The 23,848-nt window shown below is 65.0% G+C and carries 22 protein-coding genes; 15 read left to right on the top strand and 7 right to left on the bottom strand.

Translation table 11 applies throughout. The annotated features are described in order from the left end of the window. Nucleotides 1–123 precede the first annotated feature (123 nt). Entirely contained in the window at nucleotides 124–915 is a 792-nt protein-coding gene (locus WMC41_RS17090; RefSeq protein ID WP_432345042.1) for a creatininase family protein, read from the bottom strand. Nucleotides 916–1,020: 105 nt separating this feature from the next. Here WMC41_RS17090 and WMC41_RS17085 point away from each other — a divergent pair, with 105 nt between their 5' ends. The 4 genes from WMC41_RS17085 to WMC41_RS17070 all read left to right on the top strand — a co-directional run bounded on the left by WMC41_RS17085 (nucleotide 1,021) and on the right by WMC41_RS17070 (nucleotide 4,122). Then, complete coding sequence (locus WMC41_RS17085) at nucleotides 1,021–1,548, top strand: MarR family winged helix-turn-helix transcriptional regulator (RefSeq protein ID WP_244768236.1); 528 nt, start codon at nucleotides 1,021–1,023, stop codon at nucleotides 1,546–1,548. A gap of 58 nt (nucleotides 1,549–1,606) precedes the next feature. Beyond that, a complete protein-coding gene (locus WMC41_RS17080) occupies nucleotides 1,607–2,635 on the top strand; it encodes a LacI family DNA-binding transcriptional regulator (protein ID WP_244768237.1) in 1,029 nt (342 codons plus the stop codon). Nucleotides 2,636–2,663: 28 nt separating this feature from the next. Continuing rightward, the gene (locus WMC41_RS17075; RefSeq protein ID WP_432345038.1) at nucleotides 2,664–3,653 is read left to right on the top strand and encodes a 2-hydroxyacid dehydrogenase; all 990 of its coding nucleotides are present in this window, start codon (nucleotides 2,664–2,666) and stop codon (nucleotides 3,651–3,653) included. Between the two features lie 61 nt (nucleotides 3,654–3,714). Next, on the top strand, nucleotides 3,715–4,122 hold the full coding sequence (locus WMC41_RS17070; RefSeq protein ID WP_244768238.1) for a hypothetical protein: 408 nt from the start codon (nucleotides 3,715–3,717) through the stop codon (nucleotides 4,120–4,122). Between the two features lie 4 nt (nucleotides 4,123–4,126). Here the strand turns inward: WMC41_RS17070 and WMC41_RS17065 are convergent, their stop codons facing one another. Next, the gene (locus tag WMC41_RS17065; RefSeq protein WP_432345035.1) at nucleotides 4,127–4,906 is read right to left on the bottom strand and encodes a gamma-glutamyl-gamma-aminobutyrate hydrolase family protein; all 780 of its coding nucleotides are present in this window, start codon (nucleotides 4,904–4,906) and stop codon (nucleotides 4,127–4,129) included. Nucleotides 4,907–5,360: 454 nt separating this feature from the next. Here WMC41_RS17065 and WMC41_RS17060 point away from each other — a divergent pair, with 454 nt between their 5' ends. The 6 genes from WMC41_RS17060 to WMC41_RS17035 all read left to right on the top strand — a co-directional run bounded on the left by WMC41_RS17060 (nucleotide 5,361) and on the right by WMC41_RS17035 (nucleotide 12,138). Beyond that, nucleotides 5,361–7,670 (top strand): putative bifunctional diguanylate cyclase/phosphodiesterase, encoded by a 2,310-nt coding sequence (locus WMC41_RS17060; protein ID WP_288079780.1) that lies wholly within the window; start codon nucleotides 5,361–5,363, stop codon nucleotides 7,668–7,670. Nucleotides 7,671–7,852: 182 nt separating this feature from the next. Further along, complete coding sequence (locus WMC41_RS17055) at nucleotides 7,853–8,626, top strand: N-acyl amino acid synthase FeeM domain-containing protein (RefSeq protein WP_244768241.1); 774 nt, start codon at nucleotides 7,853–7,855, stop codon at nucleotides 8,624–8,626. A 228-nt stretch (nucleotides 8,627–8,854) separates the two neighbouring features. Continuing rightward, nucleotides 8,855–9,079 (top strand): aa3-type cytochrome c oxidase subunit IV, encoded by a 225-nt coding sequence (locus WMC41_RS17050; RefSeq protein WP_244768242.1) that lies wholly within the window; start codon nucleotides 8,855–8,857, stop codon nucleotides 9,077–9,079. 86 nt (nucleotides 9,080–9,165) lie between these two features. Then, complete coding sequence (locus WMC41_RS17045) at nucleotides 9,166–10,320, top strand: Re/Si-specific NAD(P)(+) transhydrogenase subunit alpha (protein ID WP_432345031.1); 1,155 nt, start codon at nucleotides 9,166–9,168, stop codon at nucleotides 10,318–10,320. Beyond that, nucleotides 10,320–10,730, top strand: coding sequence for an NAD(P) transhydrogenase subunit alpha (locus tag WMC41_RS17040; protein WP_272806564.1), 411 nt, complete (start codon nucleotides 10,320–10,322; stop codon nucleotides 10,728–10,730). Before WMC41_RS17045 ends, WMC41_RS17040 begins: the two co-directional genes overlap by 1 nt. A 10-nt stretch (nucleotides 10,731–10,740) precedes the next feature. Next, complete coding sequence (locus tag WMC41_RS17035; protein ID WP_432345028.1) at nucleotides 10,741–12,138, top strand: NAD(P)(+) transhydrogenase (Re/Si-specific) subunit beta; 1,398 nt, start codon at nucleotides 10,741–10,743, stop codon at nucleotides 12,136–12,138. A gap of 70 nt (nucleotides 12,139–12,208) precedes the next feature. Here WMC41_RS17035 and WMC41_RS17030 read toward each other — a convergent pair whose 3' ends face one another. Together WMC41_RS17030 and rpsU are read right to left on the bottom strand one after the other, a co-directional pair. Continuing rightward, nucleotides 12,209–13,102 carry a tetratricopeptide repeat protein gene (locus WMC41_RS17030; RefSeq protein WP_432345025.1) on the bottom strand — a complete coding sequence of 298 codons (894 nt, stop codon included), beginning with the start codon at nucleotides 13,100–13,102 and terminating at the stop codon, nucleotides 12,209–12,211. 320 nt (nucleotides 13,103–13,422) lie between these two features. Continuing rightward, a complete protein-coding gene (gene rpsU, locus WMC41_RS17025) occupies nucleotides 13,423–13,650 on the bottom strand; it encodes a 30S ribosomal protein S21 (protein WP_119256642.1) in 228 nt (75 codons plus the stop codon). Between the two features lie 329 nt (nucleotides 13,651–13,979). Here rpsU and WMC41_RS17020 point away from each other — a divergent pair, with 329 nt between their 5' ends. Genes WMC41_RS17020 through WMC41_RS17000 form a run of 5 tightly spaced genes read left to right on the top strand, consistent with a single transcriptional unit; the run spans nucleotide 13,980 to nucleotide 19,521 of the window. Continuing rightward, nucleotides 13,980–15,233, top strand: a complete 1,254-nt coding sequence (locus tag WMC41_RS17020) for a sarcosine oxidase subunit beta family protein (RefSeq protein ID WP_432345022.1) — start codon at nucleotides 13,980–13,982, stop codon at nucleotides 15,231–15,233. Continuing rightward, nucleotides 15,233–15,631, top strand: a complete 399-nt coding sequence (locus WMC41_RS17015; RefSeq protein WP_244768246.1) for a hypothetical protein — start codon at nucleotides 15,233–15,235, stop codon at nucleotides 15,629–15,631. Before WMC41_RS17020 ends, WMC41_RS17015 begins: the two co-directional genes overlap by 1 nt. A gap of 14 nt (nucleotides 15,632–15,645) precedes the next feature. Next, on the top strand, nucleotides 15,646–15,990 hold the full coding sequence (locus WMC41_RS17010; protein ID WP_244768247.1) for a sarcosine oxidase subunit delta: 345 nt from the start codon (nucleotides 15,646–15,648) through the stop codon (nucleotides 15,988–15,990). After that, nucleotides 15,987–18,980 carry a sarcosine oxidase subunit alpha gene (locus WMC41_RS17005; protein WP_432345018.1) on the top strand — a complete coding sequence of 998 codons (2,994 nt, stop codon included), beginning with the start codon at nucleotides 15,987–15,989 and terminating at the stop codon, nucleotides 18,978–18,980. Before WMC41_RS17010 ends, WMC41_RS17005 begins: the two co-directional genes overlap by 4 nt. Then, the gene (locus tag WMC41_RS17000) at nucleotides 18,973–19,521 is read left to right on the top strand and encodes a sarcosine oxidase subunit gamma (RefSeq protein WP_432345015.1); all 549 of its coding nucleotides are present in this window, start codon (nucleotides 18,973–18,975) and stop codon (nucleotides 19,519–19,521) included. Before WMC41_RS17005 ends, WMC41_RS17000 begins: the two co-directional genes overlap by 8 nt. Nucleotides 19,522–19,681: 160 nt before the next feature. Here the strand turns inward: WMC41_RS17000 and WMC41_RS16995 are convergent, their stop codons facing one another. The 3 genes from WMC41_RS16995 to WMC41_RS16985 all read right to left on the bottom strand — a co-directional run bounded on the left by WMC41_RS16995 (nucleotide 19,682) and on the right by WMC41_RS16985 (nucleotide 23,837). Continuing rightward, nucleotides 19,682–20,167 carry a MaoC family dehydratase gene (locus WMC41_RS16995; protein ID WP_244768250.1) on the bottom strand — a complete coding sequence of 162 codons (486 nt, stop codon included), beginning with the start codon at nucleotides 20,165–20,167 and terminating at the stop codon, nucleotides 19,682–19,684. A 63-nt stretch (nucleotides 20,168–20,230) separates the two neighbouring features. After that, the gene (gene glgX / locus WMC41_RS16990) at nucleotides 20,231–22,198 is read right to left on the bottom strand and encodes a glycogen debranching protein GlgX (protein WP_432345012.1); all 1,968 of its coding nucleotides are present in this window, start codon (nucleotides 22,196–22,198) and stop codon (nucleotides 20,231–20,233) included. A gap of 7 nt (nucleotides 22,199–22,205) precedes the next feature. Continuing rightward, nucleotides 22,206–23,837, bottom strand: a complete 1,632-nt coding sequence (locus WMC41_RS16985; protein WP_432345010.1) for an alpha-D-glucose phosphate-specific phosphoglucomutase — start codon at nucleotides 23,835–23,837, stop codon at nucleotides 22,206–22,208. Nucleotides 23,838–23,848 lie beyond the last annotated feature (11 nt).

The raw sequence follows: 23,848 nt of genomic DNA, 5'->3' as shown, positions 1-23,848 counted from the left end.
CGATGGCGGGGACGCGTGCGGCGTCCGGTTGGCGTCTGATATAGGAGATCGGACGGGCCAGCGCAAATGCGATCCGGCCTTTGTCGTCATGCAAAATCGCCCTGCGCTTCTGCCGGAGCCGCTTTAACGCAGCGTTTCCACGTCGAAGGCGGCGACGTCCTCAAGAAGGGCGAGGAGGCCGCGCACGGCATGGGCGAGCAGTACCTCGCCCCTTTGCGCCGTTGCCGCGGCGGCGTTGCCGGCAACACCCTTGGGGTTGAGGTCGGACATCTTCCAGCCGAAGGCATGCGGACCATAGGCGCGCAGATGGGCAAAGCGCGCGGCGAATTCCGCCTGCCGCGAACCGAAGCGCTCCGCCCTGTCCATCCGGACACGTTCCGGATGCAGGGCGAGCATGACGGAGGTCTCGATGTCGCCGCCGTGGATGTCGAGCGCCTTGTCCTCAGGCTTAATCCAGCCTTCCGGTTGGCCGAAGCGGGTCCAGGCGGTGGCGACGACGAGCATGTCGAGGTGCACGCGTGCCTCGGTCGCGACAATCGTCATCAGCGGCGCGTTGCCGCCATGCGCGTTGAGCAGGACGAGCTTGCGGATGCCTTTCGCCTTGAGGTCTCCCGCAATGCCCAGCCAGCGTTCCACCGCTTCCGCGTAACCGAGCGAACGCGTGCCCGGCACATCGAGATGTTCCGGCGAATAGCCGACGGGCTCCGTGGGCAGGATGGTGACGGGCAGGTGCGCCGGCAGCACGTCCATCAGCCGGGAGACGATGCCCTCGGCGATCAGCGTGTCGGTTTCGAGCGGCAGGTGCGGGCCGTGGCCCTCATGGGCGCCGAGCGGCAGGACGGCGATCCAGTCGGCGCGGTCCCCTGCCGTCAAGGCCGGGTCGTTCTCGCTCCATCGCATCTTTGGATGCGCCATTGCCTGCCTCTCGTCCCGTCTTGCCGCCCGACTGTCACATGAGTCATACAGGGCCATGCCCGCGATGCAAGGGTAACGCAGGGAACGGTGAGGCGGAGGCAATCGATGGGCAAGAAGCACAAGGACGGCAAGAAGGGCAAGAAGAAGAAGGGGCACGCGGATGTCTCGGGCGCAGGTCTTGCCGCCGCCGTCGTCAATGCGGCCCGCTCCATGCGCACGGTGCTTTCGCGCAATCTTCTCGCCACCGGCCTCTATGCCGGCCAGGACGGGGTGATCCTGGCGCTTGCCGAGGAGGGAGGCCTGACCGCAGGGGCGCTCGCCGCCCGGCTCGGCGTCAAGGCGCCGACCATGACGCGCACGATCGGGCGCCTCGAGGCGCAGGGTTTCGTGGAGCGCCGGCCGGACGAGACGGACGGCCGCCTGACCGTCGTGCACCTTACGCCCGCCGGCGAGGCTTCCATCGGTCATATCACCGAGGCGGGCCGGCTCAGCGAGCAGCAGGCGGCGGAAGGTTTGAGCGAGAAGGACGTGCGCCAATTGCTCAAGCTGCTTCGCGCCGTGGACGAAAACCTGCATGGCGGCCTGCCGGATGCGCCGCGCGATAGCGAAAAGGCAGTTGCCGACGAGATTTAAACTGTTTAAATAAACGGTTTTAAACGCCGCGTTGCTTGGCGTTCGTCGGGGAGGGGTCGTGGCACAGAAAATCAAGCTTTCCACCATCGCGGAGACGCTCGGCGTTTCCACGGCGACGGTATCGCTTGCGCTCAGGGACAGCCCGCTGGTTGCAGCCTCCACCCGCGACAGGATCAAGGAACAGGCCCGCGCGCTCGGCTATATCTACAATCGCCGCGCCGCCAGCCTGCGCACCTCCCGGTCGGGCATCATCGGCGTCGTCGTGCACGACATCATGAACCCGTTCTATGCGGAGATCCTGAAAGCCATCGAGAGCGAGCTCGATCGCGACCGGCAGACCTTCATCCTCTCCAACCACTACGATTCGGTCGAAAAGCAGCGCAATTTCGTCGAGACGCTGCTGCAGCTCGGCGGGGACGGGGTCATCATGTCGCCGGCCATCGGCACGCCGCCGGAGGATATCCAGCTTGCCGAGGACAACGGCATGCCGGCGATCCTGATCGCGCGCTCGATCGAGGGGCTGGACGTGCCGATCTTCCGCGGCGACGACAGCTACGGCATCTCGCTCGCCACCAATCACCTGATCGGTCTCGGCCACCGCACCATCGCCATGGTGGGCGGCACGGACCAGACGTCGACCGGCCGCGACCGCTACCAGGGCTATGTCAACGCGCTGCGCAAGGCCAATATCGAGATGGATCCCGGCCTGCGCATTCCCGGTCCACGCACGAAGCAGGGCGGCTTCGAGGCGGCGGTGCATTTCCTCTCCCTGCCGCAAAAGCCGACCGCGGCGGTCTGTTGGAACGACCTCGTGGCGATCGGCCTGATGAACGGCATCGCCCGCGCCGGCCTCGTGCCCGGCCGCGATGTCTCCGTCACGGGTTACGACGACCTGGAGGAGGCGGCGATCGCGACGCCCGCGCTCACCACCGTCTGGAACGGCCAGTCCGAGGTCGGGCGCAATGCCGCCCGCGCGCTGCTCGACAAGCTTTCGGGCAGCCACGAGCCGGACGGCATTCACCTTATCAAGCCGGAAATGCGCATTCGCCAGTCCACGGGGCCGCTGAAGCCCCATCCGGAAGGCTGAGGCAAATCGGGCAAACGGAGATTTCGCCATGGTGGTCAAGACGCGCATTCTCGTGCCGGGCACGATCCGCGAGCGGGTGCTCGACCGGCTGAAGGATGCCTTCGATGTGGTGCGCATCGAGCGGGCGGATCCGGCGCTGCTTGCGCGGTCCGAGGCGGCAGGCATTTCCGGCATTGCCGTCTCCGGCGGGCTCGGCGCGGCGATGATCGAACATCTGCCCGCGCTGGAGATCATCGCGAGCTTCGGCGTTGGCTATGATGGTGTGGATGTCGCTGCCGCCGCGGCACGCGGCATAACCGTCACCAACACGCCGGATGTGCTGAACGACGAGGTGGCCGATACGACGATCGGCCTGCTGCTCAACACGGTGCGCCGCTTCCCGCAGGCCGAGGCCTGGCTGCGCGAGGGCCGCTGGGCGCGCGAGGGTGCGTTCCCGCTGACGCCGCTCAGCCTGCGCGGCCGCAAGGCCGGCATCTACGGCCTCGGGCGCATCGGCATGGCCATCGCCGAACGGCTGAAGGGTTTCGGCATCGAGATCACCTACCACACGCGACGTCCGCGCGAGGGCGTGCCCTTTGCCTATTATCCGTCTCTGGCGGAACTGGCGGGCGCGGTGGACATCCTCATCGCCATCGTGCCGAAGACGGCCGAGACGCACCGGACGATCGATGCGGACATCCTTCGGGCGCTGGGGCCGAACGGCGTGCTGATCAACGTCGGACGCGGCTGGACGGTCGACGAAGCGGCGCTCGCGGCGGCGCTCAAGGACGGTGTGATCGCGGCGGCCGGGCTCGACGTGTTCTATGACGAGCCGAACGTGCCGCCGGCGCTGCTCGACCTGCCGAACGTCTCGCTGCTGCCGCATGTCGCCTCGGCTTCAGTGGCAACACGCGATGCCATGGCCGACCTTGTGGCGGACAATCTCTTCGCCTGGTTCGAGCGCGGCGCGGCCGTGACGCCGGTGCCCGAAACGCCCTTCACGCGAAAAGCGGGGAACGGTCCGGAAAGCCTTCGTTAACCTTTCGGCAAGTTTGCGGGCGCATGCTTTCGCCATCGAGTCGCATGCGAAGGAGAGCCCCATGAAGACGCTGATGCTTGCCGCCGTGGCCGGCGTGTTGTCGCTGGGGCTCTGGAGCGTTGCCGCGGACCGGACGCCGGCTGTGGACCCGGTGACGACGCGGTCCATTCCCGCGCCGGCGGGAACGCACAGCTATACCATTTCCAACGTCGTGGCGAACACCGCCTGCCTTGCCGAGCGCGGCGGCCGCATCTCGAGCCGCAGTGAACGCTTTGCCGCCAACATCGACTGCGATGCGGTCTGGCCGCGCCTCTCCGCGGCGCGGACCTGGGTCAACAATGGCGACGGCACGGTGGTCGTCGCCGATGCGCAGGGCGAGCCCATCCTGACCGTCGTCGACGGCGACGGCCTTGCCTACGAGGCCGTCGAGCCCGCCGACGCCATGATCACGATGATTTCTGCCGACTGAGCGATCATTCGGCAGCGGTCCGGTGCGCGGTCGCCTGTTTGGAGGCGGCATAGTCGCGCACGGCCTGGCCGAAGGCCGCGAAAAGCCTGTTCGACGGCTGGTCGGAGCCGACCCAATATTCCGGATGCCACTGCACGCCGACCGCAAAGGCCTTGGCGCCGATGACGGAGACGGCCTCGATCGTGCCGTCCTCGGCGACGGCTTCGACGGCAAGGCGCGGCGCGATGTCGGAGATCGCCTGCCGGTGCAGCGAATTGACCTGCACCTCGCCGGCGCCGACGACGGCGGCAAGGCAGCTGCCTTCCTTGACGATGACCGTCTGGCGGATGCCATAGGCGACGTCGAGCACGGGCGTGTCCGGCTTGCGGTGATCCCACATGCCGGGCTGTTCCTGGATCTCGTTGGCGAGCGTACCGCCGAGCACGACGTTCAACTCCTGGATGCCGCGGCAGATGGCGAGCAGCGGAATGCCGCGTTCCAGAGCGCGGCTGATCAGCGGCAGGCTGGTGGCATCGCGCGCGGTGTCATAAGGGCCTTCCGCCTCGGTCGCTTCCTTGCCGTAGAGCGAGGGATGCACATTGGTGCGCGAGCCGCTGACGAGGAGCCCGTCCACCCGGTCGAGAATGCCGTCGAAATCGGTGTCCGTTTCGAGCGCCGGTACGAGGAACACCGTAACGTCCGCACCCTTGACGGCGGCGCGCACATACTGGTTCGGGGTGGCCTGCCAGACGTTGCCTTCGATTTCCCTGATATCGGCGGGAATGGCGACGACGGGTTTCGACATGGTGGGCTCCGGAAAAAGAAATACCAAATGAGGATTTGCTATCAAATCCAGCATCAGTCAATTCCCCCATTTCGGCGAAATGACGACGGATGCCCTGTTTCCAGGGGACAGGAGGCTTGCGGCTCCATCGAGATTCGACAGGATTCGAGGTCCGCCAGCCACGCTCCGTTAACCAAAGGCTTGCAAACAGCGATTGCACGCTAAATTTTTCTCGCCCCGCTGCTGCGTAATACTGTGTCGTGCCGGAGACAGGAAATTATACACATGACTCATGTCAGGTTGAGTTTGCTGCGCGAAAATCGGCAATATTGCAATATTGGGTTGAATGTACCTTCCATGGGTTGAACGGGCGTGCAATGATGCCGGGCACTACCCTTGTTATTGGGTAATTTCCCGAAATCATTCATTAAATTTTGGTCGGTAACCCTCTCTTGGTATAGGGAGTGCCGAATCCATGAAGGATAAGGGTCAAAACACACTGCCGGCTGATGTGTACCTATCGTTCGTCAGCTCGCTGTACGGAAACCGCCAGACCCTTTTCGTGGGCATGATCTCCCATGTCATCACGTTCTCCTTCGTTTACGCCAAGACCGCCGACCCCTTCTTCCTGATCTGGAGCGGCCTCGTCGTCGCCATCTGGTCGCTGCGCGCCGTCGGCATGCGCCATTTCGACCGGGTGGACCATGCGGCGCTCGACATGGACGGCATCCGCTATTGGGAGAACTGGTACAATCTCGGCGCCGTCGGCACGACGCTGGCGCTCGGCACGGCCTGCGGCTACAGCCTGCTCTTCAGCCGCGACAGCTTTGCGGAACTCGCCTGTATCGCGGTGACGCTCGCCACCATGGTTTCCGTCGTCGGGCGCAATTGCGGCTCGAAGCGGGCGGTCGACTACATGACCTTTTCCGCCTGTTTCCCAATGGTCGTGGGCTTCCTGGGCCTGCAGGATTTCTACCATGCGGTGCTTGCGGTGCTCATCCTGCCCTTTGTGATGACGACGCGCATGATGGCGAACGGCGTGCGCGAATTCCTCTACAAGAACGTGCTGGCGACCCGCGAGGTCTCCATCATCGCCGACCGTTTCGACACGGCGCTGAACAACATGCCGCACGGCCTGTTCATGCTGGACGCCGACCACCGGATCCTCGTCGCCAACCGCCGGGCCTGCGAACTCCTGCATCTCGGCAACCAGGAGCGGCTGAAGGATTGCCATCTCGACGTGGTGCTCAGGTTCGGCGTGCGCAATACCTTCCTCAACGCCGAGCAGAGCAAGATGATCCTGCGCCAGCTCGACGAACTCCTGAAGGGCGAGCGGTCCCGTGCGCTGGTGCAGGTCACGGACGGGCTTTATCTGGAATTCACCGCCTCGCCGCGCGAGAACGGCGGCGCCGTCCTTATTTTCGAAGATGTGACCGGACGTGTTCGGGCGGAAAACAAGATCCTGCACATGGTACGCTACGACAGCCTCACCGGCCTGCCGAACCGCACCTATTTCGCCGATCTCGTGCAGGAGGCGCTGGGCGAGCGCAAGAAGCCGGGCACGGTCGGCTTCATGGTGCTCGATATCGACGACTTCAAGCATGTCAACGACATGAAGGGCCACGTCACCGGCGACCGGCTGCTCTGCGCCATTGCCGAGCGCCTGCGCCGGCTTGCCGGCGACAAGGTGTTCGTCGGCCATCTGATGGGCGACGAGTTCATCCTCTTCTTCCCCAACGAAACGAACCGCCGCGACCTCGAAACACGCATGCGCCGCTTCCACGAACAACTGCGCGGCACCTACGAATTCGACGGCATGACGTTCCTCGTCTCCTTCAGTGCCGGTGCCGTGATGGTGCCGAGCGACGATTTCCGGCTGGAGGAAATGCAGATTCGCGCCGACCTTGCGCTCTTCGAGACGAAATCGCGCGCCAAGGGCAGCGTCACCGTCTTCGAGCAGGAGATGGACGCGCGCTACATGGATCGTCAGAAGCTCAAGGACGACCTGCGCGAGGCACTCGCCAGCAACACGCTCTCCGTCGCCTACCAGCCGATGTTCGTGCCGGACGGTTCGCGCATCGAGTGCTGCGAGGCGCTATCGCGCTGGACGCATGTCGAGCGTGGCCCGGTGCCGCCGAATGTCTTCATCCAGCTCGCCGAGGAGATGGGCATCGTCTCCGAGATCACGCGCTTCATGATCATGCGCGCCTGCGCCGACTGCGCGGGCTGGCCGGCGCATATGGGCGTATCGGTGAACCTTTCCGTGCAGGACCTGCGCGGCACCGGCATCATCGATCTCGTCACCGAGGCGCTGGAGGCGGCCGGGCTCGCGCCGCACCGGCTGCATCTGGAAGTCACCGAAAGCTGCCTCATGGAAGAGCCGGTCAAGGTGCAGGCGATCCTGCAGGAGCTGCGCGCCCGCGGCATCACCATCGCCATCGACGATTTCGGCACCGGCTATTCCAGCCTCAGCTATCTCGACCAGCTGCCGCTCGATGTCATCAAGATCGACCGCTCCTTCGTGCGCAACATCGGCGAGGACGCGCGCCGCTTCAAGCTCCTGCGCGGCACGGTCAACCTGTCCCGCGAGCTCGGCCTGCGCATCGTCGTCGAGGGCGTCGAGACGCGCGAGCAGCTCGCCCTCATCAACAAGTACCAGTGTGCCGATCTCGTGCAGGGCTATGTCTTTGCGGCACCCATGTCGCCGGATGCACTGCGCGATCTCTACGAGACCCTTGCCCGCAAGTCCGGCGAATCCCGCCGCCGCGGCCGCCGCGTCGCCTGACCCTTCCCACCGCCCAATCTCGTAACGTGTGAATTCGACACGATATATCAGCTTATTCAAAATTAGTGTTAACCATATATTAAGGTTAATGAATGGTATTTTACACAAATTGTCTTATATCGACGATTGTAGTGACGGCAGCGCGGTGGCTGCCGGTGTTTTTCAATCGGGGTACGGGGACAATGGCCAGCGTAGAGACGGCGACCAACCGCTTTTCGGACAAGCTTCTGGGACTGCTCGACAGGATCGAGTATCGCCGCGTGGAGACGGGCGAGGACATGGAAGACGTCGCCCGCATCCGCTACAAGGCCTACAAGGCCGGCGCCGTCATGCATCTCGATGAACAGGCGGTCCTCATCGACGAGGTGGATTTCGACAGCCATGCCTATGTCTTCGGCATCTATTACGAGGAGCGGCTGATCTCCACGGTGCGCCTGCACCATGTGACGCCCGAGCACCGCGTCACCTCGTCGGGAAAGGTCTTCCCGGACGAGATCAATGCCTTCCTCGATGCGGGCATGTCTCTGATCGATCCGGTGCGCCTTGCCGCCGACCCGGAGATCTGGAGCGAGATGCCGGCCATTCCGTATCTGACGCTGCGCATCGCCACGATGGCGACGGACTACTTCCAGACGGATCGCTGCGTGCAGATGGTCAAGCCCGCGCATTCGGCCTTCTACAAGCGCGTCTTCGATGCCGATTTCGTCGCCTCGCCGAAGAGCAACCAGGGCAAGTTCATTATCGACCTGATGCTGTTGGCGACCAACGTCAAGGAGACGCTGCCCTCGCTCTACCAGCGCTTCCCGTTCTTCAAGTCGGAGCCCTACGAGCGCCGCATGATGTTCGCGCGCGGCGACGACCTGCCGTTCAGCCCGCTAACCGTGCGCCCGACGGCGCGCCGCGCGCATTTCGGCGGCGGGCGGATCGAGCTTTCCGGCAATGCCTATGCCGGGTGAGGCGCCCGCGTTCTGATGTCGCATGCCGGGCCGGTTTCGTATGAAACCGGCCCGTTCTGTTTCGGAAACGATACAGGTCGAAACGCGCCGCCCGCCTTGCCGTTGCGCTTTGCCGATCCATTGTGTATGGCCAGAAAGACGCGTGTCTTCACGCTTGAGGGAATCTGTTTTGGCGCTCGTCGTGGGCTTTTCGGCTGACGGGTGCGGGCGCTTAGGAGAAGGTAGACTATGGCTGAACATCATTCCGGACCGGTCGAAACGGGCGCTGCGATGGATTACCCGGAGCACGAGAAGACCTACGACCTCTTCATCGCCGGTGCCAAATACGGCACGCTGTTCTGCGTCGCGCTGCTGGTCGCCATGGCCGCCGGCTTCTTCACGAGCGCCGGTTTCTTCTCGAGCCTTCTGCTCCTCATCATTCTCAACGTCGTCGGCTACTTCCTGCTGCGTTGACCTGAACAACCGCATCCGCGGTTTGTCATGCGGCGCCACCCGGCGCCGTGATCCAACACGGCCAGTCTCGGGGGGAGGACCACGGTTTGAGTCAGTGTGTTTTTGTAGCAAGGGAAAGTGACCCGGCCGAAGGCCGCGTCGCGGGTTCCGTCGAAACGGTCAAGAAAATGAAGGGCCTCGGGCTCGATGTGCTGGTGGAGGCCGGTGCAGGCCTTGCCTCGCGCATCCTGGATGCGGACTACGAGGCCGCCGGCGCCCGCATCGTCGGCCCCGGCGAAGCGAATGCCGCCGACGCCGTCCTGAAGGTCCGCCGGCCCACCGCCGCCGAGATCGCGACCTACAAGCCCGGCGCCATCGTCATCGCCACGATGGACCCCTACGGCAACGAAGCGGCCATCGCCGAGATGGCCAATGCCGGTCTCACCACCTTCGCCATGGAATTGATGCCGCGCATAACCCGTGCCCAGTCGATGGACATCCTGTCCTCGCAGGCCAACCTTGCCGGTTATCAGGCCGTCATCGACGCCGCTCATGAATTCGACCGCGCCATGCCGATGATGATGACCGCCGCCGGCACCGTTCCGGCCGCCAAGGTCTTCGTCATGGGTGCCGGTGTCGCCGGCCTGCAGGCCATCGCGACCGCCCGCCGCCTCGGCGCGGCCGTCTCCGCGACGGACGTGCGCCCCGCGGCCAAGGAACAGGTCGCCTCGCTCGGCGCGAAGTTCATCGCCGTCGAGGACGACGAGTTCAAGGCCGCCGAGACCGCCGGCGGCTATGCCAAGGAAATGTCCAAGGAATATCAGGCGAAACAGGCCGCGCTCGTCGCCGACCACATCGCCAAGCAGGACATCGTCATCACGACGGCGCTCATCCCCGGCCGCCCGGCGCCACGGCTCGTGACGCGCCAGATGCTGGCGGCCATGCGCACCGGTTCCGTCGCCGTCGACCTCGCGGTCGAGCGCGGCGGCAATATCGAAGGCGCCGAGGCCGGCAAGGTTGCCGAGGTCGAGGGCGTCAAGGTCATCGGCTATCTCAACGTGCCCGGCCGCATCGCGGCCTCCGCTTCGGCGCTCTACGCCAAGAACCTTCTCACCTTCCTGGAGACCATGGTCGACAAGGAGACGAAGTCGGTTTTGGTCAATGTCGAGGACGAGCTGGTCAAGGCGACGATGCTGACCAACGGCGGTGCCGTCGTGCACCCGAACTTCGGCGGCTCCGTTCAGCAAGGGGAGGGCAAGTGATGGCGAACGAACTTCTCGACAAGGCGATCACCGATCTCGAACGCGCCGTGGAAGCCGTCCGCGCCGCGTCCGAATATGTGCCGGATGCGGCCGCTGCGGCGGCGCACGGCGTTTCCGGCGGGGCGATCGATCCCTTCGTCTTCCGCCTGGCGATCTTCGTGCTGTCGATCTTCGTCGGCTACTATGTCGTCTGGTCGGTGACGCCGGCCCTGCACACGCCGCTGATGGCCGTCACCAACGCGATCTCCTCGGTCATCGTCGTTGGCGCGCTCTTGGCCGTCGGCATCTCGCTTTCGGGCGTTGCGACCGGCTTCGGCTTCGTCGCGCTGATCCTCGCCTCCGTCAACATCTTCGGCGGTTTCCTCGTCACCCAGCGCATGCTGGCGATGTACAAGAAAAAAGACAAGTGAGGCCGGCCCGATGAACGCTAACTTCGCAGCCTTCCTCTATCTCGTCTCCGGCGTGCTCTTCATCATGGCGCTGCGCGGCCTGTCGCATCCGACGACCAGCCGTCGCGGCAACATGCTCGGCATGATCGGCATGGGTATTGCCATCGGTACGACGCTGCTGCTGGCGACGCCATCCTTCGGCGGCCTCGTGCTCATCGTGCTCGGCCTTGCCATCGGCGGCGGCGCGGGTGCGTGGATCGCCCGCTCCATCCCGATGACCTCCATGCCGCAGCTCGTCGCCGGCTTCCACTCGCTCGTCGGCCTTGCCGCCGTGCTGGTCGCCGCCGCCGCGCTCTACTCGCCCGTCTCCTTCGGCATCGGCGCGGTGGGTGAAATCCATGGCCAGGCGCTCGTCGAAATGGCGCTTGGTGCCGCCATCGGCGCGATCACCTTCACCGGGTCGATCATCGCCTTCCTGAAGCTCGACGGGCGCATGTCCGGCAAGCCGATCATGCTGCCCTATAGGCATGTCATCAACATCGTGCTGCTCGCCGCGATCGTCTTCTTCATCGTCGGCCTGACGCTGTCGGAAAGCCATGTCGACTTCTGGCTGATCGTCGTGCTGGCACTGGCGCTCGGCGTGCTGCTCATCGTGCCGATCGGCGGAGCGGACATGCCGGTCGTCGTCTCCATGCTCAACTCCTATTCGGGATGGGCTGCGGCCGGCATCGGCTTCACGCTCGGCAACCTCGCGCTGATCATCACCGGCGCGCTGGTCGGCTCCTCGGGCGCGATCCTCTCCTACATCATGTGCAAGGGCATGAACCGCTCGTTCGTCTCCGTCATCCTCGGCGGCTTCGGCGGCGAGACGGCCGCTGCTGCCGACGACGGCGTGCAGCGCACAGTCAAGCAGGGCTCTGCCGACGACGCGGCCTTCCTGATGGCGAACGCCTCCAAGGTCATCATCGTGCCGGGCTACGGCATGGCGGTGGCACAGGCCCAGCACGCGCTGCGCGAGCTTGCCGATACGCTGAAGAAGCAGGGCGTCGAGGTGAAATACGCGATCCATCCGGTCGCCGGCCGCATGCCGGGCCACATGAACGTGCTGCTCGCCGAGGCGAACGTGCCCTATGACGAGGTCTTCGAGCTTGAGGACATCAACTCGGAGTTCGCGCAGGCGGACGTCGCCTATGTCATCGGCGCCAACGACGTGACCAACCCGGCCGCGCGCGACGACAAGTCCTCGCCGATCTACGGCATGCCGATCCTCGATGTCGACAAGGCCAAGACCTGCCTCTTCGTCAAGCGCTCGCTCGGCTCCGGCTATGCGGGCATCGACAACACGCTGTTCTACAAGGACGGCACGATGATGCTGCTCGGCGACGCCAAGAAGATGACCGAAGACATCGTCAAGGCGATGAACCACTGATCGGCAAAGCCCGGAACGAAAAAGCCCGCGAGATGATCGCGGGCTTTTTGTTGGAAGGATCCCTGCCGGATCAGGCCGGCTTGGCGGCGCTGGCGACGCCGCGGGTGCGGGCAAGGCCGTCCTTGGCGGGCTTGTAGTTCGGGTCGAGCTTCAGCGCATGCGAATAGGACTTCGCGGCGCGCGCCATGTCGCCGCGGCGCTCGTAGATCAGGGCTTGGTTCGCCCAGGACTCGGCAAGCTTGCCGTCGAGGTTGATCGCCGTATTGAAATCCTGGAACGCGTTGTCGTCGTCGCCCTGCGCGGCATAGGAAATGCCGCGGCCGTTATAGGGTTCCGCAGAGTTCGGCGAGAGCGAGATGGCCTTGGAGAAGTCCTCGATCGCCTTGTCGTGCTGGCGGCGTGCCTGGTAGATCAGGCCGCGGTTGTGATAGGCGCGCGGATCGGTCGTGTCGAGCTGGATGGCGCGGTTGAAGTCGCGGAAGGCCTCATCGAGGCGGCCGGCCTGGCGATAGAGGTTGCCGCGGCCGATATAGGCGACGTCATAGTTCGGGCTGAGCTGCAGCGCCGTGTTGTAGTCGCTCGCCGCCTGCGCCTGATCGCCCAGGCTGCGCTGAACGAGCGCGCGGTTGGCATAGGCCTGGTAGAAGCGCGGGTTGAGCTCGATCGCGCGGTTGAAGTCGTCGACCGCGCGGCGGTACTGGCCGGCGCGGCCATAGGCAGAACCGCGCACATTGTAGCCCGCGGGATCCTGCGGATTGGCGGCGATGACGGCCGAGAGCGAGGAGATGTTCTCTTCCGAGCCTTGCGCGCGCTCCACCTTCAACACGTCCGTCGATGTCGTCGACTGGCAGCCTGCCATGAGGAGCGCGAGCGACGCGGTGGCGACGGCGGCCATCAGCGGACGGCGCAGGCGGACGGATGCGGAGGAGAAACGAGCGGTCGGGAACCCGGTAGATGCAGCCATGTCCAAGTGCGAATCCTCAAAGTGGGCTTCTATCGCGCCTCATACGCGATGAAAACACTACGCCTCCACAGCCCGCGCGTCATTTATGGCGCGCAAAGGACGCTGTGGTCCTCTCGATCTGCCCGTTACGCTAGGAATCGCGGTGGAATTCCAGCGTAGCGAACCGGCAATTCCGGCGAAGGGGCGTAGCAATAGCGCCCGGAATTGCACGGGAAGTCTTTCACATCCGTGAAGAAACGACCGGTCACGTCAAAAAAGGCGGCGGCGAAATGTTCGCCCCCGCCCGGTCTTGCATCCGAAAACGTCGAAAAGACGGCCGATCAACGGGCGCCGGGACGACCGCCGATGAGGCCTTCGCGCTGGGCGCGCTTGCGGGCCAGCTTGCGGACGCGACGAACGGCTTCGGCCTTTTCACGCGCACGCTTCTGCGACGGCTTTTCATAATAGTCGCGCATCTTCATTTCACGGAAAATACCCTCGCGCTGCATCTTCTTCTTGAGAGCGCGGAGAGCCTGATCAACGTTGTTGTCGCGGACAAGTACCTGCACGAGAATCCCGTTCCTTTGTTTGTTGCCGCCCGGCGATTCTATGGGTCGTCAGGCAAATAGATGACGTTCGCGCAGCCCAGAAGGCTGACGATTGGCGTGTCGGATACCAGATCGCAGCGGTGAAGTCCAGTCTGAAGCGCCGGGAAGCTGCGGATATTTGCGACAGGCCTTCCTGAAACCATCGCAAAACCTTCGATGACGCGCATGTCGCATGTGGTACAAGGTACGCCTGAATGCGTCGCAAAGGATACGGCGCGCCGCGCCAGGATTTGCTTTCTATCGGGGCAGGAAACAGCCGGCCGGACCGGCGAGACTTTGAGGACTTGGATATGCGCAAATATTCGGTTTTCGCCGTCGCCCGCGAGGCGATGCGCGGCCACAAGGGGTGGGAGGCGCAATGGACCTCGCCCGAGCCGCGCAAGGAATATGACGTGATCATCGTCGGCGGCGGCGGCCATGGCCTCGGCGCGGCCTATTACCTCGCCAAGGAGCACGGCATCACCAATGTCGCGGTGATCGAGAAGGGCTGGCTCGGCGGTGGCAATACCGGCCGCAACACGACCATCATCCGCTCGAACTATCTCTATGACGAGAGCATGGATATCTACGAGCACTCGCTGAAGCTCTGGGAGGGCTTGAGCCAGGACCTCAACTACAATGTCATGTACTCGCCGCGCGGCGTGATGATGCTGTCGCACAATGTGCATGACAAGCAGTCCTTCCAGCGCCACGTCCATGCCAACCGGCTCTACGGCATCGACAATGAATGGCTGACGCCGCAGCAGGCGAAGGATTTCGTGCCGGTTCTCGATATCTCCGCCTCCGCCCGCTACCCGATCAACGGCGCGGCCCTGCAGCGCCGCGGCGGCACCGCCCGCCACGACGCCGTGGCCTGGGGGTATGCGCGCGCTGCCTCTGACCGGGGCGTTCATGTCATCCAGAACTGCGAGGTCAAGGGCATCCGCCGCGGGCCGGACGGCGCGGTGACGGGCGTCGAGACCTCCAAGGGCTTCATCGGCGCGAAGAAGATCGCGGTGTCGGCCTCCGGCCACAACTCGGTCATCATGGCCATGGCCGACGTCAAGCTGCCGCTGCATTCCGTGCCGCTGCAGGCGCTGGTCTCCGAGCCGATGAAGCCGATCTTCCCCTGCGTGGTCATGTCCAACTCGGTGCATGCCTATATCTCGCAGTCGGACAAGGGCGAACTCGTCATCGGCGCGGGCACGGACCAGTACAACTCCTATTCCCAGACCGGCGGCCTGCAAATCATCACGCATACGCTCGACGCGATCTGCGAACTCTTCCCGATGTTCCGCCGCGTCAAGATGATGCGCCAGTGGGGCGGCATCACCGACAACACGCCGGATCGTTCGGCGATCCAGGGCGTGACGCCGGTGAAGAACTTCTTCGTCAATTGCGGCTGGGGGACCGGCGGCTTCAAGGCGACGCCGGGTTCGGCGCATCTCTTCGCCCATCTCATCGCCAGGGGCGAGCCGCACAAGCTGGCGGCCGGCCTGACGCTGGACCGCTTCCGCACCGGGCGCCTCATCGACGAGGCGGCGGCGGCGGCCGTGGCCCACTGATGAACGGCGCGCTGCTTGCAGGCTTTCTTGTGACGGCCGGCATCCTGCCGGCTGGCGACATTCTTCCGATGCCGGGAGACTTTCGCTTTCAGAAGATCCAGAAGGCTGCGGGCGAGACGGATTGGCCCTTCGTCGCGAAGAGCGGGATGCTGGGATGTGCGAAGGTGTTCGGCGGTCGGGCGGTCTATTTCCTTCCCGACGAGACGGACATGAACCGCGCCTTCAATCTCGATGTGAACGTCTTTGCGATGAGCATGGTCAATTTCGGAATGACAGACATTCTGGCCCCTTACGACAATGCCGAGCAACTCGTGAGGCGGATTGCTCCCTTCGTCACGATGGGCCAGCGACTTTGCGATCAGGCTCCGGGCACGTTCGTGTCGGGACCAGAGCTTTAAACAGGTAGGATAAAATGCTGCTGATCTACTGCCCCTACTGCGAGGAAGAGCGCTCGGAGCTCGAATTCCGCCACGGCGGCGACGCGCACATCGCCCGGCCCGCGAACATCGCCGATATCACGGATGAGGAGTTCCAGGACTACTTCTTCCTGCGCGACAACCCGAAGGGCCTGATCTTCGAACGCTGGCGCCATATCCATGGCTGCGGCCGCTTCTTCAACGCGGCGCGCGACACGGTGAGCGACAAGTTCGTCATGAGCTACAAGGCCGGCGAACCGAAGCCGAACCTTTCCGGTGAGCCGACCGCCACCGAAAAAACCGTCGAAACCTATGAAGCCGTGGAAGGAATCGCGAAATGAGCGGCGCCAATCGCATTGCCGGTCAGGGCCGCCTGACGCCTGCCAGGACGGCGCGTTTCACCTTCGACGGAAAGACGTTCGACGCGCTGGAAGGCGATACCGTCGCCTCCGCGCTGCTCGCTAACGGCGTGCACCTCGTTGGCCGCTCGTTCAAGTATCATCGCCCGCGCGGCATTCTCTCTGCCGGACCGGAAGAGCCGAACGCGCTGGTCGATGTCTCGCGCGATGCCGCCCGCCGCCAGCCGAACGTGCGCGCGCCGGTGCAGGAAGTCTTCGACGGCATGAAGGTGGAATCGCAGAACCGCTGGCCCTCGCTCGCCTTCGACGTCGGCGGGGTGAACAACCTCCTGTCGCCCTTCTTCGCCGCGGGCTTCTACTACAAGACCTTCATGTGGCCGAAGGCGGCCTGGGAGAAGGTCTACGAGCCCTTCATCCGCCGTGCCGCCGGCCTCGGCGTCGCGCCGACGGAGGAGGATCCGGACCATTATGCCAACCGCTATGCCTATTGCGACGTGCTCATCGCCGGCGCCGGCGTGGCCGGTCTTTCCGCAGCGCTTGCCGCCGCGGAAGCGGGCGCCCGTGTCATCCTCTGCGACGAGCAGCCGGAAGTCGGCGGCGCGTTGCATTATGATACGTCGGTGAAGATCGACGGCCAGAACGGCTACGACTGGGCGCAGGCGACGGCCGCCAAGCTGAGGGCGATGGAGAACGTCACCGTCCTCACACGCACCACGGCCTTCGGCTACTACAATCACAATTTCGTCGCCCTCGTCGAGCGCGTCACCGATCATCTGACGCGTCCCGACAGGAAGCTGCCGCGCGAGCGTCTTTGGCAGGTGCGCGCCAAGCGCGTCATCCTCGCCACCGGCTCGATCGAGCGTCATATGGTGTTCGCCAACAACGACCGGCCGGGCATCATGCTCGCCTCCGCCGCGCGCACCTATCTCAACCATTTCGGCGTCGCGGTCGGTCGCAAGGTCGGTGTCTATACGGCAAACGACTCGGCCTATGAGGCCGCCTTCGACCTGAAGCGGGCCGGCGTCACCATTGCCGCCATCGTCGACAATCGCGACAAGCCCGGCGAGGCCGTGCTCGCCGAGGCCCGCAAGCTCGGCATCGAGGTGCTGACCGGGCACTCGGTGGTCGATACCAAGGGCAAGCTGCGCGTCTCCTCCATGTCCGTTGCCCGCAATAGCGGCGGCTCGGCTCGCGCGATCCCGGTCGATGCGCTCCTGATGTCCGCCGGCTGGACGCCCTCGGTCCACCTCTTCTCGCAGTCGCGCGGCAAGGTGGCCTATGACGCCGCCTCCGGCCGCTTCCTGCCGGGCACCTATGCGCAGGATTGCCTCTCGGTCGGTTCGTGCAACGGCACGGACGGCTTGCAGGCGACCATCGAGGAATCGCTGGCAGCCGGCGAGCTGATGGCCCGCGCCACCGGCAACGAGGGCGGCGGCAAGGTCGAGCTTTCCGGCGAGAACGCCTTCGACTGGACCGGCGGCATGGCAGGCAGCGGCGAGGGGGCCGGCATCGACACGACCGTCAAGGCCTTCGTCGACTTCCAGAACGACGTCTGCGCCAAGGACATCCGCCTTGCCGTGCGCGAGGGCATGCACTCGATCGAGCACATCAAGCGCTTCACCACCAACGGCATGGCGACGGACCAGGGCAAGCTGTCCAACATCCACGGCCTTGCCATCGCCTCGGAAGTCCTCAACCGCGAGATCCCGAAGATCGGCCTCACCACATTCCGCGCGCCCTATACCCCCGTCACCTTCGGCGCGCTGATCAGCCATTCGCGCGGCGATCTCTTCGACCCGGCCCGCAAGACGCCGATGCATGCCTGGGAAGAGGCGCATGGCGCGGTCTTCGAGGATGTCGGCAACTGGAAGCGCGCCTGGTACTATCCGCGTTCCGGCGAGACCATGCACGATGCGGTCAACCGCGAATGCCGCACGGTGCGCAATACCGCCGGCCTGTTCGACGCCTCGACGCTCGGCAAGATCGAGGTCGTCGGCCCGGATGCCGGCACGTTCATGAACCTCATGTACACCAACGCCTGGGACACGCTGAAGCCCGGCCGCTGCCGCTACGGCATCATGCTGCGCGAGGACGGTTTCGTCTATGACGACGGCGTCGTCGGGCGTCTGGCGGAAGACCGCTTCCACGTTACCACCACGACGGGCGGCGCGCCGCGCGTCATGCACCACATGGAAGACTATCTCCAGACGGAATTCCCGCACCTGAAGGTCTGGCTCACCTCCACCACCGAACAGTGGGCGGTCATCGCCGTGCAGGGCCCGAAGGCGCGCGAAATTCTGGAACCCCTCGTGGAGGGCATCGACATCTCCAACGAAGCCTTCCCGCATATGAGCGTGCGTGAAGGGAAGATCTGCGGCGTGCCGACCCGGCTGTTCCGCATGTCTTTCACAGGGGAAGCGGGCTACGAAGTCAACGTGCCGGCCGATTACGGCGAGGCCGTCTGGGAAGCCATCTGGGCTCGTGCAGAACCGCTCGGCGCCTGCGCCTACGGCACGGAGACCATGCACGTGCTGCGCGCCGAAAAGGGCTACATCATCGTCGGCCAGGATACGGACGGCACCGTCACGCCGCACGACGCCAGCCTGAGCTGGGCCGTCTCCAAGAAGAAGACGGACTTCGTCGGCATCCGCGGCCTGAAGCGGCCGGATCTCGTCAAGGAAGGCCGCAAGCAGCTCGTCGGCCTTCTGACGAAGGATCCGAAGGTGGTTCTGGAGGAGGGCGCGCAGATCGTCGCCGATCCGAACGAGCCGAAGCCGATGAAGATGCTCGGCCATGTGACCTCGTCCTACTGGTCGGAAAACTGCGGCCGGTCGATCGCCATGGCGCTCGTCGCCGGCGGCCAGTCGCGCATAGGCCAGACGCTCTACGTGCCGATGCCCGACCGCACCATCGCGGTCGAGGTCAGCGACATGGTCTTCATCGACAAGGAAGGAGGACGCCTCAATGGCTGATCACGCTCTTCGCAAGGCGCCGCTTGGCCGTCACCATGGCGGCTCGGCCGGTGCGCGCGTCACGCCCGCCGCTCCCGCAACCCGCCTGTCGCTGCGTGCCGGCGACGATGCCATCGGCACGCTCTCGCTGGCCTTCGGCCTCGAACTGCCAAGGCGGCCCAAGACCTCGGCCTCCGTCAGCGGCCGTCATGCGCTCTGGCTCGGCCCGGACGAATGGCTGTTGATCGACGAGAACGGGGCGGATCTCATGGGGATCGCATCAGGCGTTTCCGCGCTGCATTCGGCGACGGATGTCTCGCACCGCAACACGGCGATCCTCGTCTCCGGCCCGGACGCGGCCGGGGCGATCGCCAGCGCCTGCCCGCTCGATCTCGGCAATGCGATCTTCCCGGTCGGCGCCGCCGCGCGCACGGTGCTCGGCAAGATCGAGGTGGTGCTCTTCCGTTCGGGTGAGGAAGACTATCGCGTGGAATGCTGGCGCTCGTTCTCGCCCTACGCCTTCGGCCTTCTGGTGGAAGGCGCGGAGGATGCGGGGCTCTGACGCCCGAGATACGGGTTCGCCCCTCACCCTAGCCCTCTCCCCGCAAGCGGGGAGAGGGGACGTGCCCCACGAACGGGAGTGATTGGGGAAAACGGTGCGGCATATTCCCTTCGCCCCGTTTACGGGGAGAAGGTGGCCGGCAGGCCGGATGAGGGGCGCTTTAAACGTCTTCCGGCCGATCCTTCGGATCGAACTGGATGATAGTGATCCAGTCGGCCGTGAGCGCCGGCTTGCGCTCGTCCTCGATCTCGACCGAGACGTCGTAGCGGATGGTCAGCATGCCGGCGCCGCGAAAGCGGGCCTCGGCGAGCACGAAGCGGCCGCGCACGCGCGCCCCGCTTTTTACCGGGGTCATGAAGCGGACTTTTTCAAAGCCGTAGTTGATGCCCATGGTTTGTTCGATGATGCGCGGTACACAATCGTAGTTCATCGCCGACAGCAGCGAGAGCGTCAGGAAACCGTGGGCGATCGTGCCGCCGAAGGGGGTTTCTGCGGCAAGGACAGGGTCGGTGTGGATGAACTGATGGTCCTCGGTCGCATCGGCGAAACGGTCGATCATCGTCTGGTCGACGGTGAACCAGCGCGACAGGCCGAGCTCCGTGCCGACGAGGGCGGCGATGTCTTTCAGGTGAATATTGCTTGGCATGAGGCTTTCCCGCCGCTCGATTCGCGACATCCTTAAAGACCCGGTTTGTCCGGGCTGTGAAGATCAATGCTTTTCGACAAAAATCTCGACGCTGCGCGGATGAAGAAGGCTGGTCGCGGGACGGTTGGCGGAAAGCAGGCTCGTCCAGCCGCGCCCCTCCGGCGGCGGCAGGGCGAGCGCCTGCTCGCCGTGCGTCCGGTTGATGGCGATCGCGAGATGAACGATCCGCTGCTGCTGTAGATCGGGCGTCTTGAGGATGGCAAGCAGGGTTCCGGCGAACGGCGCTTCCCAGTCGCCGGCCGTCATCGGCACGCCCGCGAGTGTCAGCCATTCGACATCGCCGGCGCCGCTGAGGAAGGGCGTTTCGCCGAGCGCGGCAAAGCGCTTGCGGATCGCCGAGAGCATGGCGGTGTGTTCGATCAGCCCTTCGTCCAGCTTGTCCCAATGCATCCAGGTGATGGCGTTGTCCTGGCAATAGGCGTTGTTGTTGCCCTTCTGGCTGCGTCCGCCCTCGTCGCCCGCCGTCAGCATGATCGTGCCCCGCGACAGGAAGAGGCTGGCCAGCAGCGCCTTCGTATCCGCCCGGCGGGCGGAAAGCACCGCGCCGTCCGTCGTTTCCCCCTCGGCGCCGTTGTTCCAGGAGTGGTTCTCGTTGTGGCCGTCGCGGTTGTCCTCGCCGTTCGCCTCGTTGTGCTTCACCGCATGCGAGACGAGGTCCATCAGGGTGAAGCCGTCATGGGCGGCGAGGAAATTGACCGAACGCGTCATGTCGCCGCCATGGCGGGAGAAAATGTCCGAGGAGCCGGCAAAGGCGGTGACGAAGGATCCCAGCCGATGGCTGTCGCCGCGCCAGAACATGCGGGTGTCGTCGCGGTAGCGGTCGTTCCATTCGAGGAACGGCGCCGGGAAATTGCCGAGCTGGTAGCCGCCGGGGCCGATGTCCCAGGGTTCGGCGATCAGCACGCGATTCTTCAGGAGCGGGTCGGCGCAGATATCGGAGAGCAGCGCGGCATGGGCGGAAAAGCCGTCCGCCTCGCGCCCGAGGATCGTCGCGAGGTCGAAGCGGAAACCATCGACGCCGGCATGGCGTACGAAATGGCGCAGGCTGTCGAGCACGAGCTGGCGCACGACCGGATGCTCGCCGGCAATGGTGTTGCCGCAGCCGGTGTCGTTGATCAGCTCGCCGGGGCGGCCCTCCACATGGCGGTAATAGGTGAGATTGTCGAGGCCGCGCATGGAGAGCGTGGCGCCATGGCGGTCGCTCTCGCCGGAATGGTTGAAGACGAGGTCGAGGATGACGCCGATGTTTTCGGCGCGAAGCGCCGCGACCGTGTCGGCGAGCTCCCGCATGCCGCCGGGCACGAGGCACGGGTCGAGCGCCATCAGGGCGATCGGGTTGTAGCCCCAGCTGTTGGAAAGGCCGAGCGGCGGCAGGTGGCGCTCGTCGATCCAGGCGGTGATCGGCATCAACTCGACGGCGTCGACGCCGAGCCGCTTGAGATGGGCGAGCACGGTGGGATGGGCGAGCGCGCCCACGGTGCCGCGCATCCTCTCTGGCACGTCGGGGTGCAGCATGGTGAAGGCCCGCACCGCGATTTCGTAGATGAAACCGCCGGGGCGGAAGAGCGGCGGCGCCACGCTGACGGGCCGGTCGCGCGTGACGATGGCCTTCGGCACGATCTGCGCCGTCTCCACGCCGAAGCGGGCGAGCCGGCCGTCATGGACGAAGCGGCGGTCGATCTCCCTGGCATAGGGGTCGACGAGCAGTTTCGACGGGTCGAACCACAGGCCGTGGTCGGGCGAATAGAGGCCGTCGGCGCGAAAGCCGTAGCGCGTGCCGGCGGTCGCGCCTTCCACGAAGACGCGGTGGAAGCCGTTCTCGTCCCGTCCCATGGCCAGGCGGGCGAGCTCCCTGTCGCCGTCATTGTCGAACAGGCAAAGCTCGACGCGGGCGGCGTCGTGCGAATAGACCGCGAACTCCACCCCGTCCCCGGAGAGCGTGGCGCCCGGCGCGAAGGAGGGGGCGGTCATCGCCATCTCAGGTGATCACGGTCGGCGCATCGCGGCCGGTGCGGCTCCTGATGCCGGCGATCGTGTCGGCAACGGCGATAAGGTCGGCAAGGGCCTCCTGCGTGTCGACGTCGTGGCGCGCGGCGTCGGGTTCGAAGCGCTCGATATAGACGCGCAGCGTCGCGCCCGACGTGCCGGTGCCGGAGAGGCGGAAGACGACGCGCGAGCCGCCTTCGAAGAGGATGCGGATGCCCTGGTTCTTGCTGACGGACTGGTCGACCGGGTCGTTGTAGGCGAAATCGTCGGCCGTCGCGACGGTGAGGGCGCCGAAGGTCTTGCCGGGCAGCGTAGCGAGCTGGTCGCGAAGGTTCGCCATGAGGCCGTTGGCGGCCTCGGTATCGACTTCCTCGTAGTCGTGGCGGGAATAGTAGTTGCGCCCATAGCTCGCCCAGTGCTGCTTCACGATGTCGAGAACGCTCTCCTTGCGCACCGCGAGGATGTTGAGCCAGAGCAGCACGGCCCAGAGGCCGTCCTTCTCGCGCACATGGTTGGAGCCGGTGCCGGCGCTTTCCTCGCCGCAGATCGTCGCAAGGCCGGCGTCGAGCAGGTTGCCGAAGAACTTCCAGCCGGTCGGTGTTTCGTAGATGCCGATGCCGAGCTTTTCCGCGACGCGGTCGGCCGCGCCGGAGGTCGGCATGGAGCGGGCGATGCCGGCAAGGCCCTTGGCATAGCCGGGGGCGAGATGGGCATTGGCGGCGAGCAGCGCGAGGCTGTCGGAGGGGGTGACGAAGATGCCCTTGCCGATGATGAGGTTGCGGTCGCCGTCGCCGTCGGAGGCCGCGCCGAAATCCGGCGCATCGTCGGCCATCATCGTCTCGTAGAGGGCGCGGGCGTGCACGAGGTTGGGGTCCGGATGGTGGCCGCCGAAATCCGGCAGCGGCATGAAGTTCAGCACCGAGCCCTTGGTGGCGCCGAGGCGGTTTTCCAGGATCTCCTTGGCATAGGGCCCGGTGACGGCGCTCATCGCGTCGAAGACGATGCGGAAACCGCCGGAAAGCAGGGCGCGGATGGCGGCGAAGTCGAAAAGCTGCTCCATCAGCTCGGCATAGTCGGAGACGGGATCGATGACGGTGATGGTCATGCCCTCGATCTCGTGCGTGCCTTCAAGATCGAGGTTCACGTCCGCGACGTCGGCGATCTTGTAGCTGTCGATGGATTTCGTGCGGGCGAAGATCGCATCGGTGATCTTTTCGGGCGCCGGGCCGCCATTGCCGATATTGTACTTGATGCCAAAGTCCTCGGTTGGGCCGCCGGGATTGTGGCTGGCCGACAGCACGATGCCGCCGAAGGCCTTGTACTTGCGGATGACGTTGGAGGCGGCGGGCGTCGAAAGGATGCCGCCACGGCCGACGAGCATGCGGCCGAAGCCATTGGCCGCCGCCATCTTGATGGCGAGCTGGATGACCTCGCGGTTGTAGTAGCGGCCGTCACCGCCGATCACCAGGGTCTCGCCGGCAAACCCCTCCAGGGAATCGAAGATCGACTGGATGAAGTTCTCCGCATAGTTCGTCTGCTGGAAGACGGGGACCTTCTTGCGCAGGCCCGAGGTGCCGGGTTTCTGGTCGGAATAGGGCGTGGTCGATACGGTCTTGATGGTCATCGGCTCATACT

It is taken from the genome of Shinella yambaruensis, assembly GCF_050859155.1.
GTDB lineage: Bacteria > Pseudomonadota > Alphaproteobacteria > Rhizobiales > Rhizobiaceae > Shinella > Shinella yambaruensis.
Note: the sequence above shows the minus strand (reverse complement) of the source record. Positions and strands in the feature narration are given on the sequence as shown.

Excerpts from the sequence above, each read along its gene's own strand:
- WMC41_RS17065 (WP_432345035.1), bottom strand. The coding sequence starts at position 4,906 with ATGTCGAAACCCGTCGTCGCCATTCCCGCCGATATCAGGGAAATCGAA.
- WMC41_RS17070 (WP_244768238.1), top strand. The coding sequence starts at position 3,715 with ATGAAGACGCTGATGCTTGCCGCCGTGGCCGGCGTGTTGTCGCTGGGG.
- WMC41_RS16995 (WP_244768250.1), bottom strand. The coding sequence starts at position 20,167 with ATGCCAAGCAATATTCACCTGAAAGACATCGCCGCCCTCGTCGGCACG.
- WMC41_RS17040 (WP_272806564.1), top strand. The coding sequence starts at position 10,320 with ATGGCGAACGAACTTCTCGACAAGGCGATCACCGATCTCGAACGCGCC.
- WMC41_RS16985 (WP_432345010.1), bottom strand. The coding sequence starts at position 23,837 with ATGACCATCAAGACCGTATCGACCACGCCCTATTCCGACCAGAAACCC.
- WMC41_RS17030 (WP_432345025.1), bottom strand. The coding sequence starts at position 13,102 with ATGGCTGCATCTACCGGGTTCCCGACCGCTCGTTTCTCCTCCGCATCC.
- WMC41_RS17035 (WP_432345028.1), top strand. The coding sequence starts at position 10,741 with ATGAACGCTAACTTCGCAGCCTTCCTCTATCTCGTCTCCGGCGTGCTC.
- WMC41_RS17050 (WP_244768242.1), top strand. The coding sequence starts at position 8,855 with ATGGCTGAACATCATTCCGGACCGGTCGAAACGGGCGCTGCGATGGAT.
- WMC41_RS17060 (WP_288079780.1), top strand. The coding sequence starts at position 5,361 with ATGAAGGATAAGGGTCAAAACACACTGCCGGCTGATGTGTACCTATCG.
- WMC41_RS17010 (WP_244768247.1), top strand. The coding sequence starts at position 15,646 with ATGCTGCTGATCTACTGCCCCTACTGCGAGGAAGAGCGCTCGGAGCTC.
- WMC41_RS17000 (WP_432345015.1), top strand. The coding sequence starts at position 18,973 with ATGGCTGATCACGCTCTTCGCAAGGCGCCGCTTGGCCGTCACCATGGC.
- WMC41_RS17015 (WP_244768246.1), top strand. The coding sequence starts at position 15,233 with ATGAACGGCGCGCTGCTTGCAGGCTTTCTTGTGACGGCCGGCATCCTG.
- WMC41_RS17090 (WP_432345042.1), bottom strand. The coding sequence starts at position 915 with ATGGCGCATCCAAAGATGCGATGGAGCGAGAACGACCCGGCCTTGACG.
- WMC41_RS17085 (WP_244768236.1), top strand. The coding sequence starts at position 1,021 with ATGGGCAAGAAGCACAAGGACGGCAAGAAGGGCAAGAAGAAGAAGGGG.
- WMC41_RS17075 (WP_432345038.1), top strand. The coding sequence starts at position 2,664 with ATGGTGGTCAAGACGCGCATTCTCGTGCCGGGCACGATCCGCGAGCGG.
- WMC41_RS17055 (WP_244768241.1), top strand. The coding sequence starts at position 7,853 with ATGGCCAGCGTAGAGACGGCGACCAACCGCTTTTCGGACAAGCTTCTG.
- glgX (WP_432345012.1), bottom strand. The coding sequence starts at position 22,198 with ATGACCGCCCCCTCCTTCGCGCCGGGCGCCACGCTCTCCGGGGACGGG.
- WMC41_RS17005 (WP_432345018.1), top strand. The coding sequence starts at position 15,987 with ATGAGCGGCGCCAATCGCATTGCCGGTCAGGGCCGCCTGACGCCTGCC.
- WMC41_RS17020 (WP_432345022.1), top strand. The coding sequence starts at position 13,980 with ATGCGCAAATATTCGGTTTTCGCCGTCGCCCGCGAGGCGATGCGCGGC.